At 61.0% G+C, this 17346-nt stretch carries 12 protein-coding genes; 3 read left to right on the top strand and 9 right to left on the bottom strand.

The features are described 5' to 3' along the window. Positions 1 to 7: 7 nt before the first annotated feature. On the bottom strand, positions 8 to 250 hold the full coding sequence (locus ACZRJ6_RS21790; protein WP_463970043.1) for a hypothetical protein: 243 nt from the start codon (positions 248 to 250) through the stop codon (positions 8 to 10). 99 nt (positions 251 to 349) lie between these two features. Then, a complete protein-coding gene (locus ACZRJ6_RS21785; protein WP_463970042.1) occupies positions 350 to 901 on the bottom strand; it encodes a hypothetical protein in 552 nt (183 codons plus the stop codon). A 283-nt stretch (positions 902 to 1184) separates the two neighbouring features. On the opposite strand from ACZRJ6_RS21785, the gene ACZRJ6_RS21780 reads away from it, so the two are divergent. After that, entirely contained in the window at positions 1185 to 1616 is a 432-nt protein-coding gene (locus ACZRJ6_RS21780; protein WP_149414194.1) for a nuclear transport factor 2 family protein, read from the top strand. On the opposite strand, the gene ACZRJ6_RS21775 is transcribed toward ACZRJ6_RS21780, so the two are convergent. Then, positions 1617 to 2567, bottom strand: coding sequence for an alpha/beta fold hydrolase (locus tag ACZRJ6_RS21775; RefSeq protein WP_463970041.1), 951 nt, complete (start codon positions 2565 to 2567; stop codon positions 1617 to 1619). Positions 2568 to 2724: 157 nt separating this feature from the next. On the opposite strand from ACZRJ6_RS21775, the gene ACZRJ6_RS21770 reads away from it, so the two are divergent. Further along, positions 2725 to 3933 carry a serine hydrolase domain-containing protein gene (locus ACZRJ6_RS21770; RefSeq protein ID WP_463970040.1) on the top strand — a complete coding sequence of 403 codons (1209 nt, stop codon included), beginning with the start codon at positions 2725 to 2727 and terminating at the stop codon, positions 3931 to 3933. A 3-nt stretch (positions 3934 to 3936) separates the two neighbouring features. On the opposite strand, the gene ACZRJ6_RS21765 is transcribed toward ACZRJ6_RS21770, so the two are convergent. Both ACZRJ6_RS21765 and ACZRJ6_RS21760 read right to left on the bottom strand, forming a co-directional pair. Beyond that, positions 3937 to 6192, bottom strand: a complete 2256-nt coding sequence (locus ACZRJ6_RS21765; RefSeq protein WP_463970039.1) for an ATP-dependent DNA helicase — start codon at positions 6190 to 6192, stop codon at positions 3937 to 3939. Continuing rightward, positions 6189 to 7835: a VRR-NUC domain-containing protein gene (locus ACZRJ6_RS21760; protein ID WP_463970038.1), complete on the bottom strand. Its 1647-nt coding sequence runs from the start codon at positions 7833 to 7835 to the stop codon at positions 6189 to 6191. Before ACZRJ6_RS21760 ends, ACZRJ6_RS21765 begins: the two co-directional genes overlap by 4 nt. 188 nt (positions 7836 to 8023) lie before the next feature. Between ACZRJ6_RS21760 and ACZRJ6_RS21755 the strand changes: the two genes are divergently transcribed. Continuing rightward, complete coding sequence (locus tag ACZRJ6_RS21755) at positions 8024 to 8248, top strand: YgdI/YgdR family lipoprotein (protein WP_463970037.1); 225 nt, start codon at positions 8024 to 8026, stop codon at positions 8246 to 8248. A gap of 82 nt (positions 8249 to 8330) precedes the next feature. Here the strand turns inward: ACZRJ6_RS21755 and ACZRJ6_RS21750 are convergent, their stop codons facing one another. From ACZRJ6_RS21750 to ACZRJ6_RS21735, 4 genes are all read right to left on the bottom strand, one after another. Further along, positions 8331 to 9761: a polyurethane esterase gene (locus tag ACZRJ6_RS21750; protein WP_463970036.1), complete on the bottom strand. Its 1431-nt coding sequence runs from the start codon at positions 9759 to 9761 to the stop codon at positions 8331 to 8333. Positions 9762 to 9855: 94 nt separating this feature from the next. Next, positions 9856 to 12900, bottom strand: coding sequence for an autotransporter domain-containing protein (locus ACZRJ6_RS21745; RefSeq protein WP_463970108.1), 3045 nt, complete (start codon positions 12898 to 12900; stop codon positions 9856 to 9858). 146 nt (positions 12901 to 13046) lie between these two features. Beyond that, positions 13047 to 15977, bottom strand: coding sequence for an autotransporter serine peptidase EprS (gene eprS / locus ACZRJ6_RS21740; protein WP_463970035.1), 2931 nt, complete (start codon positions 15975 to 15977; stop codon positions 13047 to 13049). A gap of 40 nt (positions 15978 to 16017) precedes the next feature. Further along, positions 16018 to 17346, bottom strand: a complete 1329-nt coding sequence (locus ACZRJ6_RS21735) for a TolC family outer membrane protein (RefSeq protein WP_463970034.1) — start codon at positions 17344 to 17346, stop codon at positions 16018 to 16020.

Genomic DNA, 17346 nt, shown 5'->3' with positions numbered 1-17346 from the left:
TTCTCCTCTAGCCGCCCGGGGTGTCAATATCACCGTCGGTCTCGGGCTTGGGCTCCTGCTCGGACTTGAAGTCCGGGCTGAACTCATTGTCCTTGGCCACAGGATCACTGGCGGGTTGCGGGTCCTTGGGCGCTTTGGTCGTCGATTCAGAAGCCGGCGCTTCGTTCAAGCCACCGTCAATGGCAGGATCGTTTCTGCCACTCACTTGCGGGTCTTCACCGTAGAGCGGGGTTTCGGACTGATCGTTCATCGCTACCTCTTACAGATCACTCACAAACACATGTGCTTAACGTTAAGGGTCCGCAAGGGGCAATGAAGTTCATTCAAGTTGACCACGACTGATCAGTGGTCAGGAGCCGGGATTGTCCACCTGGATGTAGAACGCAAAAGCCCCCAGCAGCATCCAGAACACCATGAACAGCCAGGGCGTGCGCACCGAAAACAGCAAGGCCTTGCGATAGCCCTTGTGGGACGACTCCGTCTCGCAAAACAGCGGCGATTCGTCATAGGACAGCCCCATCACCGGTTCGCTGCGCAGCAGCTCGCTTTGCTTGAAGTGCCAGTGGTCAATGATGTCGTAGGCCGCACGAATGCCGGGCCAGGCATTCAATGAACTGAGTACCCCCAGCAACGCCAGGAATGCCGGCACCACCAGAGTGAACAGCTTGCCCCACTCCGGGTTGAGGTTGCTCATGCAAGACACAAAGGCGATCACCAGGAACGACTGCGCCGTTAGATAGGCGTCAGTGCGGTTGGCGAGAATGGTGGTTTCGTACTGGATCTCTCGTCGGTAAAAATCCAGGCGGTCCTTGGGCGAGCCAAAGATCTTGGCCGTGTGCTCGGTAAGGGTTGATTCAGGGGTTTGCGGAAAAATTATTCTGGGCACAAGCAGCAATCTCATGGGGCTTAATCCATTTAGAAGAGGCGCTGTTGTACAAAGTTCAAGTGAGTTCAATGCACCGTCTTGGCGCATCAGCGATACAAACCCACACCTGCCTTGGGCAAGACTGGCCCGATGCAGCCGAAATCGGGCCAACAAGTGGTTTTATTCAGCCGATATGGTCACACAGCGCTGTTTATTCAAGGCATATAACTGTCAATTTGGATCATTGATTCCGCCGCGGTGCTGCTCTTAAGGTTGGTCGGGTGCAACGCCCTTCCAATCATAAGAACAGGTGCAGAACATGTCCGACGATCTGAAATTGTCCGCCGAGGCCGCCCACACGCTGCAACGCTGGCACGCCATGCTGGCTGCCGCCGACTTGAAGGCCCTGCCCGAACTGCTGGCCCCGGACGCCGTGTTCCGCTCACCCATGGCCCATACGCCCTACCCCGGCGCGCCGGTGGTGTCGATGATTCTCAATACTGTATTCAAGGTCTTTGAAGATTTTGTCTACCATCGCGAGCTGGCGACAGCAGATGGCAACAGCGTAGTCCTGGAGTTCAGCGCCCGGGTCGGCGACAAACAACTCAAGGGCATCGACCTGATTCGCTTCAACGAACAAGGGCAGATCATCGAATTTGAAGTAATGATTCGCCCGTTGAGTGGTTTGCAGGCCTTGGGTGACGAGATGGGACGGCGCCTGGCGCCGTATCTGGCCAAGGCCAAGGGCTGATCAGCCGAGAGAGTTTGTTTGTCTTAGAAAATCGAGCAGCAGTTCGTTGACCCTTTGTCCCTGCTCGTTCTGAATCCAGTGCCCGCAATTGGGCAGTACATGCTGCTGCAGGTTCGGTACCACCTCGGGCATGCGCTTGAGGGTATGGGCTTCAAATACGCCCACCGGGTCGCGGTCGCCAATCAGGAATAACGTCGGCTGCCGCACCTGTTTACCGGCGAGAAACTCACTGCGTTGCCAATTGCGCTCAAAGTTGCGGTACCAGTTCAACGGGCCGCGAAAGCCATCGGCGAAGGTCTGCACGTAAATATCCAGGTCGTGCTGGCTGCACCAGTCCGGTAACGCGCCAGGCAGCGCGACACCTTCCAGCAGTTTGGCCGTGGCCGGTTTTTTCTGCAAAAACACATCCTGGTCCTGCATGAACAACCGCAAGGTGCGCTCGATATCGGCATCCAGCTCGCGCTCTGCCAAGCCGGGGTCCTGGAAGTACAGGATGTAGTTGAAACGGTCGGCGTACAGCTCGCGCATGATCTCGATCACCGGTCGCCTCGCGCGCCCGGCGAACGGTACCGACATCGTCACCAGGGAGGTAACGCGCGCAGGCTCCAGCAACGCCAGGTGCCAGGCCACCACAGCCCCCCAGTCGTGGCCGACCATGCAGACCTGCTGGTGACCAAACAGGTCCATGGCGCCCTGTATGTCGGCGCACAACGTCAGCACGTCATAGTCAGCGATATCAGAGGGTGCACTGCTCTTTCCATACCCGCGCATCTCGGGCACAAACACTCGAAACCCCGCCGCCGCCAGCACCGCAATTTGCAGGCGCCAGGAGTGCCAGCACTCGGGAAAACCATGGAGCAACCACACTGGCGGACCGCTCTCGGGGCCTGCGATGTGCAGGCTCAAATCAATGCCGTTGACCTTGACGGTCTGCTGCTCAATGGCGCTCATCACTGGGTTCCTTGTATGGACAGGGCTCAAGGAAGACTGCTGCAACGACCGGGTTTGCACCAGCATCATTGACGTCATCAATGCCCAGGGTGGTGGTCTTGCAACGCCGAGCCGGTCATATTGGCTGACAGTCATTGCCATTGAGCGAGCCTGAACCATGCAACTACGCGCCAAAAGCCTGGTCGCCCTGACCGCCTCCCTGTGTGCCACCTTCGCCAACGCCGACAGCCCGGACCCGCTGTTGACACAGCGAATGGACGCAGTGATCGACAGCGCTATCACCGATAAACGCCTGGTGGGCACGGTGGTGCTGGTGCTACGCGACGGGCAGTTGGTGTATCACCGGGCAGCGGGGTTGGCGGATCGAGAAGCCGGTCGGCCAATGACCGAAGAGACCATTTTCCGCCTGGCCTCTGTCACCAAACCGCTGGTATCGGCCGCTGCGTTGCGCCTGGTAGAGCAAGGCAAGTTGCGTCTGGACGACCCGGTCACCCGCTGGCTTCCCACCTTTAGCCCAAGGCTTGCAGATGGCACCGCCCCGGTGATCACCGTCAGCCAACTACTCAATCATACGGCTGGCCTTAGTTACGGTTTTCTGGAAAACCCTCACGGCCCGTATCGCACCGCTGGCGTTTCAGATGGGCTGGACGAGCCGCAGATGAGCCTGGCGGAGAACCTTACGCGCATCGCCAGCGTGCCCTTGAGCTATACGCCAGGCACCGGCTGGCAGTATTCGATGGCCACTGACGTGCTGGGCGCCGTGCTGGAAAAAGCTTCCGGCAGCAGCCTGCAGGTCCTGCTCAAGGTGTCGGTCACCGATCCGTTGGGCTTGCGCGATACCGGATTTGCCGTCACTGATCTGTCACGTCTGTCCGCCGCCTATCAGGACGGCTCGCCGCAGCCGCTGCGCATGGTTGATCAAGCCACCATCACCAGTGGCAACAGCACCGCGCTGTTTGATGTGCGGCGTATCCTCGATCCCCGCGCCTACCCGTCCGGTGGTGCCGGCATGGCCGGGACAGCCGGAGATATTGCGCATTTTCTGGAAGTTATCCGCCAGGGCGGCGCGCCTATTCTGACAAGCCGTAGCGTGCAGTTGATGATGGCCGACTCAGTCGGCCCACACGCACAAACCCAGGGCCCTGGCTGGGGTTTTGGTTATGGCTGGGCGGTACTGGATGACCCCGCCTTGAGCGGTACGCCCCAGTCCAAAGGCACGCTGCAATGGGGCGGCGCCTATGGCCACAGCTGGTTTGTCGACCCGCAGCAAAAACTCACTGTCGTAGCACTGACCAACACCGCCTATGAAGGCATGTCCGGCCTGTTTACCCGGCAGTTGCGCGATGCGGTTTACCCGCCGCAGTGATGCTCAGGCCACCGACCACCAACGGGGCAACAACTGCCTGATCCGCGATTCGGCAAAGCGATCATCGATCAACATCACCACGCCCTGGTCCTGCTGGCTGCGGATCACCCTGCCCGCCGCCTGCACCACCTTCTGGATACCAGGGTACAGGTAGGTGTAGTCATAGCCAGAGCCAAAAATGGCCCCCATGCGCAGCTTCATTTGCTCGTTGACCGGGTTCAATTGCGCCAGGCCAAGGGTGGCGATAAAGGCCCCGATCAAGCGAGTGCCCGGCAGGTCGATACCTTCACCAAAGGCGCCCCCCAATACGGCAAACCCGATGCCTTGGCTGTGCTGGGTGAACTGGTCGAGAAAAGCCTGGCGCTCGGCCTCCGCCATGCCCCGCGATTGATGCCACAACGGGATATGCGGGTGCCGCTCGGCCAGCAATTGCGCCACCTGTTGCAGGTAATCAAAGCTACTGAAAAACGCCAGGTAGTTGCCAGGCTGCAGCGCGAACTGCTCGGCGAGCAACGCCACGATCGGCTCCAGCGATGCCTGGCGATGGACAAAACGGGTGGAGATCCGATCAACAATGCGCACCTGCAACTGCTCGGCCTTGAACGGTGACTCGACGTCGATCCACGCCGTATCGGCTGGCAACCCAAGCAAGTCGGTGTAGTAATGTCGAGGGCTCAGGGTCGCGGAAAACAGCACGCTGCTGCGGGCGGCAGTCAGCCGTGGGCGGATAAACTCGGCAGGCACCACGTTGCGCAGGCACAGCCTTGATGAACTGCGCTTGCCAGCCAGTTCGCGCTTGCTGATGTCGAAGATAAAATGCTCGTTGAATAGCTCCGCCACCCTGGAAAATTGCAGGGCGTCGAAGTAGAAGGTTTGCAGTTCACCACTGAGCGCTTGCGGGTGGTCGTTGAAATACTGCCCCATGGCGCTGGTGCACAGGGATAAGGCTTGCAGGAGTTTGTCCGGCTTTTGCCCATAGGCCTGGTACGGGGCGATCTGTTCCTTGTGCAGGACGTTCCATTCGCGGTTCAAGCGCTGCAAGGGTTTCTTCAGTGGTTCGGGGGCTGTATCGCGCAGGGTCTTGAGGGCGTACTGATCAAGGTCGGCGCTGTACATCGAGCGGCCCCGCTCCACCAGGTTATGGGCTTCGTCCACCAGCACGGCGACGCGCCACTGGTTGAGTTGGGCCAGGCCGAACAGCATCGCGCCAAAGTCAAAATAGTAGTTGTAGTCGGCGACCACGACATCGGTCCAGCGGGCCATTTCCTGGCTCAAGTAGTAGGGGCATACCTCATGGGCCAGGGCCACATCCCGCAGGTTGCGCTGGTCCAGCAAACGGACCTTGGCGGCGGCTTTGCGGGCGCCAGGCAGGCGATCATAAAAACCCTTGGCCAGTGGACAGGAATCGCCGTGGCAGGCCTTGTCCGGGTGTTCACAGGCCTTGTCCCTAGCCACCAGCTCCAGCACTCGCAGCACCAGGTTCGGGCTTGCGTCATACAGCACCTGCGCTGCATCCAGGGCCAGTTTGCGGCCGGGGGTTTTCGCCGTGAGGAAAAACACCTTGTCCAACTGCTGGGGCGCCAGGGCCTTGAGCATCGGGAAGATCGTGCCAACGGTCTTGCCGATGCCGGTCGGTGCCTGGGCCATCAGGCAGCGGCCGGTGCTGACAGCCTTGTACACCGATTCGGCCAGGGAGCGCTGGCCGGGACGAAAGTCGGCATGGGGAAAGGCCATGGACTGGGCGGCAGTGTTACGGGCTTCGCGCTGGTGCATCTCCTGCTCGGCCCAGCCAAGAAACAGCGCGCACTGCTGATTGAAGAACTGTTCCAGGTCAGCCGCCTGAAAACTGTGGCTCAACACCGTTTCCTGTTCACCGACAATATCGAAATACACCAGGGCCAGGATAATCTCCGCAAGCCCCAGCTTCTGGCACATCAGCCAGCCGTAAATCTTGACCTGCGCCCAGTGCAATTGCCGGTGGTTGGCCGGCTGGGCGTCGAGGTCGCCACGGTAGGTCTTCACTTCCTCCAACCGGTTGTGGTCCGGGTCGTAGCCGTCTGCCCTGCCCCTGACTTTCAACTGTTGGTACTCACCTTCCAGCGCCACCTCGTTCTGGTAGTGGGCGCTGCGCCGCGAAGCGACGGTGCGGTGGCCGACGATGCCTTCCTGGGCACTCGGGGACGGGGTAAAGCGCAGGTCGAGGTCACCGACCTTGGCGGTGAACTCGCACAGTGCCCGCACGGCAACCGTGTAGCTCAAGCGCCCTGCTCCGCCCAGCGCACGTAGCAGACCGTCACCGGCATCTGATGCTCGCCGCAGAACTCCAGCCAGCGCAATTGGTTGTCCTGCAAGCGGTCGCCGGGGCCTTTGACTTCGATCATGCGGTAGGTTTTCTGTGCGGGCCAAAACTGGATCAGGTCCGGCATGCCGGCGCGGTTGGCGCGGATGTCCAGCAGCAGGCGCTCGAACCAGTGACGCAGATGCTCGGCGGGCAGGCAGTCGAGGGCCTGTTCAAGCAACTCTTCGCTGAGCACGTTCCAGAACACGAACGGTGACTGTATGCCCCACTTTTCGGTGTAGCGTTGGCGCAGGGTAGTTTTGTAGCGCCCGTCGCTCAGCTCATCCAGGCACCCGGCAAACAATTCGGCACGGCGCTGGTGAAAGTCCTCGCTGTGCAAATCCACCGGGCCACGCTGGAACGGGTGGAAAAACGACCCTGGCAGCGGCGCGAAAATCGCCGGCCAACACAGCAGGCCAAACAGTGAATTGATCAGGCTGTTCTCGACGTAATGCACCGGTGCGGCGACGTCGCTCAAATGCGCCTGAACGCAGTACTCCACCGACATCATCGGGTCCGCAGGCAGTTCAAGGTCCAGGCGCAGGACTTCCCGTGGCCTTGGCTTGGGCAAGGCCGGCTCGCCGAGCTTGCGCCGCAGCCGTGGCAACACTCGCAGCAGGTGCTGTTGTTCGGCGGCGCTTTGCGGTAACTGCTGTGCGAGCTGAGCCAGGCTCATGGCCTGGGCAAAATCTTCCTGCCGCTCCAGCACCCGGATCAGCCGTGCCCGCGCACCGGAATAGGCACAGCTGCGGTAGATCGTTTCGGCCAGCGCCAGCTCGGCGACTCGCTCACAGTGCTGGCCCACTTGAAACAACAGCTTGGCCCGACGTTTTTCCAGCCAGGGGTTGTCGGTGCTCAAGGTGGCGATCTGTTCCAGCACAGCCCCCAAGGCCTCGCCGGCTTCAAAGGCCTGCTGGCATTGGTGCAGAAACACAAACCCGTGAACATCGTCCCGGCTGCGCAGCCCGCGGGATTCGGCGCAGAACGGGACTTTTTCGTAGGTGTAGATTCCCAGGTCCGCCAGCACAAACTCCGACCAGTCCTGGTACAGGTTGCCGAAGAACATCAGCCGCAGCCGGTCGCACAGGTCCATGACGGTGAGGCTGTAGAGCCGGTCGTCCACTTCCGGGCACCAGTGCTGGAAGCTGCGGGTTTCGGCAAACTGCGCCGACAACACCGGCAGCCAGTCAGATTTTTTCCCCTTCGGTTGATCGATCCAGGGTTTGAAGGCCCCCAGGATCTCGCCTTTTTGCAACAGCGCGAACACCTGTTCAAACGGCAAGAGACATTGCTCATCTACCCAACCCCGCTCTATCAGGGGCAAGACTGCCGCATGCACCGGGCCGATCTCGGCATAGTTGAGCTTGCTCGCCCGAAAGTGCACACCTTTACGCATGATCATGCGCACCAGCAGCGCCTGGGAGGCTTGCGGCAAGCTGTCGAATTGCGCAATGAAATGCTGTTCGTCGTGGTCCAGCAAATCGGCATAACGCTGCCCAAGCCAGTCGAGGACTTGGCGGAAGTTATGCAGGTAGTAGAACGGGTCTTCCAGGGGGTTGGACATCACGGGCACTTGAGCAAACACTGGTTATGCATACAGAGTGCCGTCCCCCGCCAGCCGTTGCAATCAGTAATAGATCAGTGGCGCACGCAACTTTTTGCACAAAAGTGATCAGATGGGGGTGGTTGCGCGTAACATTTGTTGCCCGTAGCGCCTTGGCACGGGACTTTTGAAGGATGAAGGTAAGGGTTATGAACATGAAAAACTTGGGTCTGCCGCTGGTTGTACTCACTTTTCTGGTATTGGCCGGTTGCTCGACGCAGACCGTCGTGACCTTGCAGAACGGTACCCAGTACTTGACCAAGGACATACCAAAAACCAAGACCGCCGATGGTTTCTACGAGTTCGTCGACATTTCCGGCAAACATGTGCGGGTCAAGGCTGATGATGTAGCGACGGTGCGCAAGGAAGACTGATTCAGTTGTGGCGTGCCTCCCCCCTTTCGTAGCCGCGTTCGAGTAGAACGAGGCTACGAGGGGAGCCGATTACTGCCTTTACTCAGGTGATGACGATTCCGTCCGCCGACAAGCTATTGAGCCCCACTCCCACCAACGTCACCGAATCCGCCCCAAAGCTGAGCACCGTATCGCTGCCCACTACCTTGGCATGTTCACGATAATCCGATGGCCCCTCCACCCCGCTGAACACCAACGTGTCAGTCGCCTGATAACCGATAATCCGATCCTGGCCAAAGTGCCCGCTGAAAGCAAAAGTGTTGTGGCCGCTGCTGTCGCGCAGGGTATCGTTGCCCGCGCCACCTTCCAGGAAGTCTCTGCCAGCCCCGCCCCGAATTAGATCGTCGCCGTCGCTGCCGATGATAAAGGTATCGCCCTTATGGGGGTTGGCATTGCGGTTGAGGTCTTGCACCCAGGTATTGGCCCGGGCCGGGTCCGACAGATTGGCGACAATAATCGTCGAGTCGCGGGTCATCAGGTCATAGAACGTCGAGTCGAGGATACGGGTCATGCCGTCGCCGTAGCCGGTTGGCAAATGAGAAATCCAGGTCGGCAGGTTGACGATGGAAAACGGCAAGACATTCCACAGCGTCGAGGCGTAATGATCGTTGAAGCTGACGATGTTGTCGGTGGTCGAGTCATGGGGTTTGTCGTGCACACCCAGGGATGACAGGTTGGTCGATGAACCGTCGAGGGCGCGGAACACCGGGTCGTTTTCATAGCCGATGTTCAGTACTTTATCGCCGCCACCCTGGGTCGGTGAAGCAAACGCCAGGTAGTTGGCCTCCTTGTAGAAACCCGCCCATTTATTAGTGCTCAAGTCAGCCATGCTGTTGACCGCCAGGCCGCCCAGGCTATGGCCGCTGACCAGCACGTCCTTGCCCGTCAGGCCTTGGGTGCTGGCGTAGCTGGCGACGTCCTTGAGCAAGGTGCCGAACGCTTCGCCGGCGTAGTTTTTTGCGTAGTCCTTGGGCCCCAGGGCCGCCAGCAAATCGCTGATCAGGTCGCCGATAGAGTCGCTGACCAGGCTTTCCCGCGGCCCTGAAGTGCCGCGAAAAGCAATGCCGACTTCCAGCAATTTGCCGGCGTCATCGTACTTGCCCAGCACTTCCACTTGGGCAGTGGTGTAGCCAGCTTTTTCGCCAAAGAACGTGCCTCGGGCGTCGACCTTGCCGCCATAGCCCAGAGCACTAGCGCTGATGGGCGTCCAGCCGGCTTTTTGTACAGCGTCCAGGGCGGCTTTTTCCGAATCAGGGTTCCAGGGAATGCCGGGGATTACACCCTGGGAGTTGGTACTGCCGAGCAAAGCACCCACCAGGGTCGCCGGCAATCCCAGACCCAAGCCATTGTGCTGGTAGCCCATGGCAAAGCCGTTATCCAGGTTGTGGTAGGAATACAGCGTGATCGCCATGGCATCAGCGAACAGCGCCTTGGAGTCCACGGTTTCGAGGTTTTTATAGTCAAAGACACCCATGGTATTGCCTCTCTTTTGTTGGAATTGTCGAGAAAGCTGAAACACACGCAGATGATCGTTCCCACGCAGGGCGTGAGAACGATCGGTCAACGATTCAGAACGCCCAATCCAGGCTCAACCCCACCCCGTGGACTTTCTCCTTGCTGGCCAGCAGGCCGTTGTAGTCAAGATTGACCCGCGCATCCTTGCTCAGCGCCAGGCTGACCCGCGCGCCCACCAGCGCCGCATCCCGCACCATCGGAGAACTCTCCACCGAGAACGGCGTGCTGCCTGAAGCAAACGCCAGGTGTTGCTCGGACTCGGTGCCACTGAGGTTGTGCTGCCAGCCCAAGGTGCCGGACACGTCCAGTTGCTGGTGATCGGTCACGTTGAATGTCTTCAACGCCCGCACACCCAGGGTGCTCAGCACCAGGTCGCGATTGTCATCACCACTTTTCAGCGCCGCAGCGTCACCCTTCTCGGTAAAACCGTCGGTATCCAGGTGCACGTAAGCCAGGTTGGCGAACGGCTCCAGAGCCAGTGGTTGCAGGTTCAAGCGATAGGCCGCTTCGGTAAACAGCTGGGTGCTGCGGGCATCGACCTTGGCTTTCTGTTTGCCAGCCACTTCGCCGTATTGCAGCTCACGTTTCACATCGGCGCGATGCCAGCTGTAGGTCGCCCCGCCACTCAGGCGCCAGGCGCCGATTTCCTTACCGGCATAGGCACCGAGGTGGTAGCTGTCCACCGACGCCCGGGAGTGGGTGTCGCTGCCCATGTTCAGCGACGTGTCGCTGTAACCGGCTACCAGGCCCAGGCGTGTGTCCTCATCCAGCGCACCGTCGACACCCGCGAGCATGCCGCCGATGGAGGTGGTGTAGCCCGCCGTGTCGCTGCGGCTATCGGTCTTGCCCCAGGCGCCGAGGGCCTTGACCCAGACGTTGCCACGGCTGTCGACGGTCTGGCTGGCAGCGCCCATTTCCCCTTGCTGCAAACGCTCGCCAACCGCTTCGCGCAGGTAGCGGCTGTCATTGATCAGCGCGGTTTGCAGCGCCGGGTAGATTTCCCCGGACAACTGCTGGAGCGCCCCTTGGGCCGACGCGGCATTGGGCGCCAACAGCAGGCTTTCATAGACACCATTCCCTGCGCCCAATTGCTCGGCGGCTGCGGCCACTGAGCGCTGGTTGTCGGTGGCGGCAACACTGGCAAAGCTGTTGGCGTTGCGCGCGACATCCAGTTGCACGCCATTGGCGGCGTAGTTCAAGTTGCCGCCGACAAACAGGTAGTTCGGCAACACGGCACCGAAGCTGCCGGTGATGCCACCCGCTGCCTGGAGGATGTTGTACTGGCGACCGATCAGGCTTTGGGCCTCGGTCTGGCTGAGCAAGGTCGGGCTGTTTTCCAGGGCCAGGGTCACCGTGCCGCCGTTGAGGGTGGCCTTGCCGCCTGCCACGATCTGGTCGCTGCTGGTGTTCGACAGTTCTACCGCGTAGGTGGAACCGGCGTCGAAGCTGACATCACCCGCCACGTTTAAAGTGCCGATGGAGTTGCCCGGTGCCACGGTGCCGCCGCTTTTCGCCGTCAGTGAGCCGACGCGCCCGGAACCACCCAGCACGCCGCTGTTGCTGACGGTGACATCGGAGGTGACCGAGCCATTGATCGCCAGCAGGTTTTGATTGACCAGGGTCGGGCCGCTGTAGGTGTTGCTGCCGGTGAGCACCAGCGCGCCGATGCCTTGTTTGGTCAACCCGCCGTGACCCGAGATGTTGTTGCTCCAGACATCCAGCCCGCAATGCACATCCGTGCACAGCCGTTGGGTCGGTTTGCCGGCGTCCACCACGGCACCAATCCCTGGCAAGTCCGCGACAAACTGGCCGCTGCCATAAGCGCCATCGATACGAAATTCAGCCGGGATATCCTCGGCGGTGATAAACATCCCTGGCCCGTTCACCGCCTTGCCCAGGTTGATCATGCCCCAGCCGTACAGCGAGTCGATGCCGGGGGCGCCCAGGTCGGTGGCGGTGGTTTTCAGCAGCGTGGAGATCTGATCGCCGCTCATGTACGGGAAACGCTCCATCAACACCGCCGCACTGCCCGCCACATGGGGCGCGGCCATGGACGTGCCGTTGAAGTTGGCGTAGTCGGTGGTCAGGTTTTCCAGGGTGGTGCCGTTGATCACCGAGCTGTAGATCTTGGTGCCGGGCGCCGAGACACAGAAGCTGGCGGCGTAACCGCACCGTGAGGAAAAGGTACTGATCACGTACGGATCAGGGCTGGCAGTGTTGGGGTTCTGCTGCAAGGCCGCCACCGACAGCCAATTGGGGGCGATCTCTGGCACGAAGTACGCCAGGCCCGAGATGGCATCCGGGTTATTGCGGTTGTAGTCGTTGCCGGCGGCGAATATGGTCAGCACACCGCTGCGGGCAGCGTCGATGGCGCCTTGATAGGCGCCGCCAGCGACAGTTCCGAGGATCGGCCGGATGTTATCGAACTGCGCCTGGGCTTCGTTGACGGTGAAATTGGGAAACCCTGGATCGCGACCGCCCTTGGCATACTGGTCACCGATACCGATGCCCCAGCTGTTATTGATAATCCGCGCGCCACTGGCCACCAGGGCGTCCCAGCCGGCCTTGTACACCGCGCCGTCGTTGCCGAGGATAATGCCGTCTTCGGGGCCGGGGTCGCCGTTTTCGGCGGTAATGATTTGCGCGTCAAACGCCACGCCGTGCATTGGCCCGCCATCACGGTTACCTGCTGCAATGCCGCCGACGTGGGTGCCGTGATTGCCCAGCTTGCCGTTGGAGCCCAGGGACGGCGTGCCGTCGTAGCGAAAGGCATCGCCGGCCTTCACCGGAATATACGGGTCGGTGTATTGGCGAATACCCTCGGTGACAATCGTCACCACCTTGCCGGGGCTGGCGAACTCCGGATGCAGGGCGTAGACCGGCTGATCAAAGATCCCCAGCTTCACGCCCTTGCCGGTGTAGCCAGCGGCGTAGGCCGCATCGGCATGCACGGCGCCCAGGCCCCAGTCGGCCTTGAACTCATTGCTGCGCCAACTGGCAGCATCCCCCAGTTTGCCGGTTTCCACGTAGGGTGCGGCCTGGGCGGTACCCAGGCTGGCCAGGCAACACAGCAGCGCGCCGTATGGCACGCAACTCAGGGCCTTGAGCGGATAGCCCGGGCCTGTTGGAATGGCGGTGTGTAACCCACGGTTTTTTAGTTTCACGGTGACCTTCCTTAGTTTTTATTGCACGTGTTGAATCACTTCTGTTTCGAGTCCCCCGTAGCGAGGCTGCGTACTCAAGTTCAGAGCTGCCAGTTCAGGCTTAAACCAACGCCCTGAATTTTCTCCCGGCCACCCAATTGGCCGTTGTAGTCCAGGTTGATCCGCGTGGTTTTGCTCAACGCCAGGCTGGCCTGTACGCCCACCAGTGCGGCATCGCGCAGCAGCGGCGAACTCTGCACCGCAAACGACGGTCCACCGGCGACAAACGCCAGATGCTCTTCGGATTCAATGGCGCTCAGGCTGTGCTGCCAGCCCAACGAGCCGGAAAGGTCCAGTTGCTGCTGGTCATTAAGGTTGATGGTTTTCAAGGCACGCAGACCCAAGGTGCTCAGCACTGCATCACGACGATCACTGCCACGCTCCAGCGCCGCGGCATCGCCTTTTTCGTGGAGGCGATCACTGTCCAGATGCACATAGGCCAGATTGGCAAAAGGCTCCAAGGCCAGGGCTTGCAGGTTCAAGCGGTACGCGGCCTCAGTGAAGACCTGAACGCTACGGGCATCGACCTTGGCTTTTTGCTTGGCGCTGACTTCGCCGTATTGCAAGTCACGCTTGACGTCGCCGCGATGCCAGCTGTAGGCCGCGCCGGCACTCAGGCGCCAGTCACCCAGTTCATGCCCGGCATAGGCACCAAAGTGGTAACTGTCGATGGATGCCGAAGAGTGAGTGCCGCTGCCCATGCTCAGCGAGCTGTCGCTGTAGCCGGCCACCAGCCCCAGGCGGGTTTCCTCATCCAGCGCACCGTCCACACCCGCCAACATCCCGCCGATGGAACGGGTGTAGCCGGCGGTTTCGCGGCGGCTGTCAGCCTTGCCCCACGCGCCGAGGGCCTTGACCCAGACGTTGCTTTCGCCGGCGACCGGGGTATGGCGCAGGCGCTCGCCGACAGCATCGCGCAGGTGACGGCTGTCATTGATCAGCGTCGCGCCAATCGCCGGGTAGATTTCCCCGGACAACTGCTGGAACGCCTGTTGCGCCGAGGCCAGGGAGTCCGAACGCAGTACGCTTTCATACACGGGATTACCCGCACCCAGTTGTTCGGCAGCGGCCGCGACAGAGCGCTGGTTACGGGTGGCGCCGACGCTGGCAAAGCTGGCGTCGCTGCGGGCGATATCCAGTTGCACGGCATTGGCGGCGTAGTCGAGGGTGCCTCCAAGGAACAGGTAGTTGGGCAAGACCGCCCCGAACTGCCCCTCAATCCCGCCAGCAGCCTGGAGGATGTTGTACTGCCGACCAATCAGGCTTTGGGCCTCACTCTGGCTAAGCAGCGTCGGGCTGTTTTCCAGGGCGAGGGTGACGGTGCCGCCGCCCAACACAGCTTTGCCGCCCGCAACAATCTGGTCACTGTGGTTGGGGGTCAGTTCCACCGCATAGGTGGAGCCGGCTTGCAGCACAACATCGCCCGCCACCTGCAAGGTGCCCACCGAATTGCCCGGTGCGACGGTGCCGCCGTTTTTCACCAGCAACGCAGCAATACGGCCAGAACCACCGAGGGTACCGCTGTCATTGACCGTGACGGCGGACGTCAGCGAACCGTTGACCGCCAGCAAGCCGCCGTTGACGGTGGTCGCACCGCGATAGGTGTTATCCCCCGTCAAGACCAGGCTGCCAGCACCGGACTTGATCAGGCTGCCTTCATACACGCGCTGGGCCGCCGCAGCATCACGGGCCGTGCCGACGGCGTAGTCGGTCTGGTCCTGCTGGCTGGCCGTGGCACTTAGGCCGTTTTCCCAGCCCTTGTCCTGCAAGGTTTGCTGCCAGGCCGCGTGCTCGACGCTGTCTTCGGTTTGGCGCTGGATCAGCGCCTTGTCGGAGATGGCATTGCTCCACACATCGCCCTGCCCGGCGGCCAGGCTCACGTCCATCAGCCCGAGCAATTGCCCCGGCCCATGCATCGCCCTGCCCAGGTCCGGCACGCCCCAGCCAACCTTGCTGGTGGGTGCATCGGTGATCGAGCCATCCAGTTGCGTGGCGGTGGTCAGCAGCACCTGCAAGGCCTGCTCGTTGTTCATGTACGGGTAACGCTCCATCACCAACGCCAGGGCGCCGGTGGCATGGGGCGCCGACATCGACGTGCCGGACTTCACCCCGTAGCCGCCGTCGGGAATGGTGCTGTTGATCAGCGCGCCCGGCGTGGCAATACACCAGTATTTGGCGATGCCGCACTGGTTGTATTTCTGGTTATTGGCCTTGTCCAGGCCCGACACTGCCAGCCAGTGACCTTCCAGTTCAGGCTGAAAGTACGGCAAGGCCGAACGCACGCTGGCGTTGGCATAGCCGCTGTTGCCGGCGCTGAACACGTTGATCACTCCAGCCTTGGCCACATCGGCGGCGGCATCCAGCCAGGTGTTCTGGTTGTAGTGCTGGGCGTAGGCCGCATGCAGGTCGCCAAGGGTCTTGTAACTGACGTCCTTGGGTTGGCTGCCCCAGCTGTTGTTGATCGCCCGCACGCCGGCATCCACCATCGCGCTGTAGACCGCCTTGAAGTATTTCGGGTCTGGGGTCGGGCCAAACAGGAAACTGTCGTTGGCGTTGGTATTGCCGACGTAGATTTGCGCGTTGTATGCCACGCCGTGCATGCCCACGCCATCACGGGCAGCGCCCATGGTGCCGGTGACGTGGGTGCCATGGGAGTCGTTGTTGGGGTTGAGCGCGCCAGTGACGCCACTGGCGGTGACCGGGTGAAAACGATCCTTCGACGCTTCGGGGTGGTTGGGATCGAAGCCCGAGTCCAGCGCGCCGATCTTTACGCCGCTGCCGCTGATGCCAGTGGCGTAGGCCTCATTGGCTTTCATGCGGTCCAGGCCCCAGTCGCTCTGGTATTCGCCAGAGCGCCAGCTGGCGGGGTCGCCACGTTGGCCGGTTTCGCTGTACAGCGCGTGGGCCGTGGCCGGCAGTACCGCGGTCAACAGCAGCAAGGAACCGGTGGTGAATCGTGGATTAGTGCTCATGCAAAACTTCCTTTTATTGTTATTCGCCCCTACAAAAAAACTAACGGCCGAATGCCTCATCCACCTTGGCCAGGTCGGTATCGCGCAGGTTGCCGGCGTAGTAATGCAATTTGGTCCAGGCCATCAGGTAGTCGTAACGGGCCTGGGCCAGGTCGCGGCGGGTGCTGTAGAGCTGTTGCTCGGCATTAAGGGCATCGAGATTGACCCGCTCGCCGCCGAGGATGCTTTGCTTGGTCGAGACCACCAACGCCTCGGCCGATACCAGCGCCTTCTGGTAGGCACGCAGCTTGCTCACCCCCGACAGGCAGGCGCTGAACTGGCGGCGCAGTTCGATCAGGGTTTCCCGGGTCTTGCCTTCCAGTTCGTACTCGGCCTGCTCCATGGCACGGCTGGCCTGGCGGGTGGACGCTGAAACGCCGCCACCGGCATACAGCGGCATGCTGATTTCGACGCCAATGGTGTTGGTGTCGTAGCGCTGGTTGTAGGTGTTGCCGCTGTCGGATTCCTGCTGCCGGGAACTGGCATAGGCGGTGACGCGAGGTAAGTGCCCGGCGCGGTTGCGCTCCACTTCATAACGGGCCACTTCCAGGGATTGGCGCTGGGAGGCCAGGGTCGGGTTGTTGGTTATCGCCAGCTCATGCCAGGTGTCGTAATTGGCCGGGGCCAGGGTAAACGCGGCAAAGCCTTCGCTCAGCGGTGCAAGGTCGGTGATGTTGACGCTCTGCACGCCGATCAGCGCACCAAGCTCACGCAGCGAAGCGTCTTGCTCATCGAGGGCTTCGATCTCTTCGGCGGTGGCCAGCTCGTAACGCGATTCGGCCTCCAGAATGTCGGTGCGAGTGCCCTCGCCCTGCTTGAACAGGTGCTGGTTTTGCTGGAACTGTTGCTCAAACGCTTTCTTCTTCGCCCGGGCGATGTCGATCTGGTCCTGGGCAAACAGTGCCTGGGTGTAATAACTGAGCACCCGTACCAGCAACGCCTGGCTCTTGTCGCGAAAGCTCTCATCGGCAAACAGCGCCTGGGCCACGCCCTTGCGGTAGTTGGCATAGGCTTCGTAGTCGAACAACGGTTGTTGCAGGGTGAAGGTGGAGCCGAAGCTGTTGTAGTTACGATCGTCGTGATAATTGCCGCCACGCCCATCGGGCAAGGTGGCCTGGGAGTTATTGCGGCCCTTGTTGTAGTTGTAGGACAGCTTGGGCAACAGCCCGGCGCGGCCGATGGTGCGGTTTTCCAGGCCCGCGTCGCGCTCCTTGAGGGCGCCGAGGAATATTGGATCGTTGCGCAGCGCCTGTTCATAAACATCAAACGGCCCCATCGCCGCCTGGGCGCTGCTGCACGCGAGCAAAAGGACGAGGCACACTGGTTTCAT

The sequence above is a fragment of the Pseudomonas sp. C321 genome (genome assembly GCF_055407105.1).
The sequence above is the reverse complement of the archived record's forward strand: the minus strand, read 5'-3'. Positions and strand labels throughout refer to the sequence as shown.

Coding starts and splice junctions, on each gene's coding strand:
- ACZRJ6_RS21790 (WP_463970043.1), bottom strand. CDS start 250: ATGAACGATCAGTCCGAAACCCCGCTCTACGGTGAAGACCCGCAAGTG.
- ACZRJ6_RS21785 (WP_463970042.1), bottom strand. CDS start 901: ATGAGATTGCTGCTTGTGCCCAGAATAATTTTTCCGCAAACCCCTGAA.
- ACZRJ6_RS21780 (WP_149414194.1), top strand. CDS start 1,185: ATGTCCGACGATCTGAAATTGTCCGCCGAGGCCGCCCACACGCTGCAA.
- ACZRJ6_RS21775 (WP_463970041.1), bottom strand. CDS start 2,567: ATGAGCGCCATTGAGCAGCAGACCGTCAAGGTCAACGGCATTGATTTG.
- ACZRJ6_RS21770 (WP_463970040.1), top strand. CDS start 2,725: ATGCAACTACGCGCCAAAAGCCTGGTCGCCCTGACCGCCTCCCTGTGT.
- ACZRJ6_RS21760 (WP_463970038.1), bottom strand. CDS start 7,835: ATGTCCAACCCCCTGGAAGACCCGTTCTACTACCTGCATAACTTCCGC.
- ACZRJ6_RS21755 (WP_463970037.1), top strand. CDS start 8,024: ATGAACATGAAAAACTTGGGTCTGCCGCTGGTTGTACTCACTTTTCTG.
- ACZRJ6_RS21750 (WP_463970036.1), bottom strand. CDS start 9,761: ATGGGTGTCTTTGACTATAAAAACCTCGAAACCGTGGACTCCAAGGCG.
- eprS (WP_463970035.1), bottom strand. CDS start 15,977: ATGAGCACTAATCCACGATTCACCACCGGTTCCTTGCTGCTGTTGACC.
- ACZRJ6_RS21735 (WP_463970034.1), bottom strand. CDS start 17,346: ATGAAACCAGTGTGCCTCGTCCTTTTGCTCGCGTGCAGCAGCGCCCAG.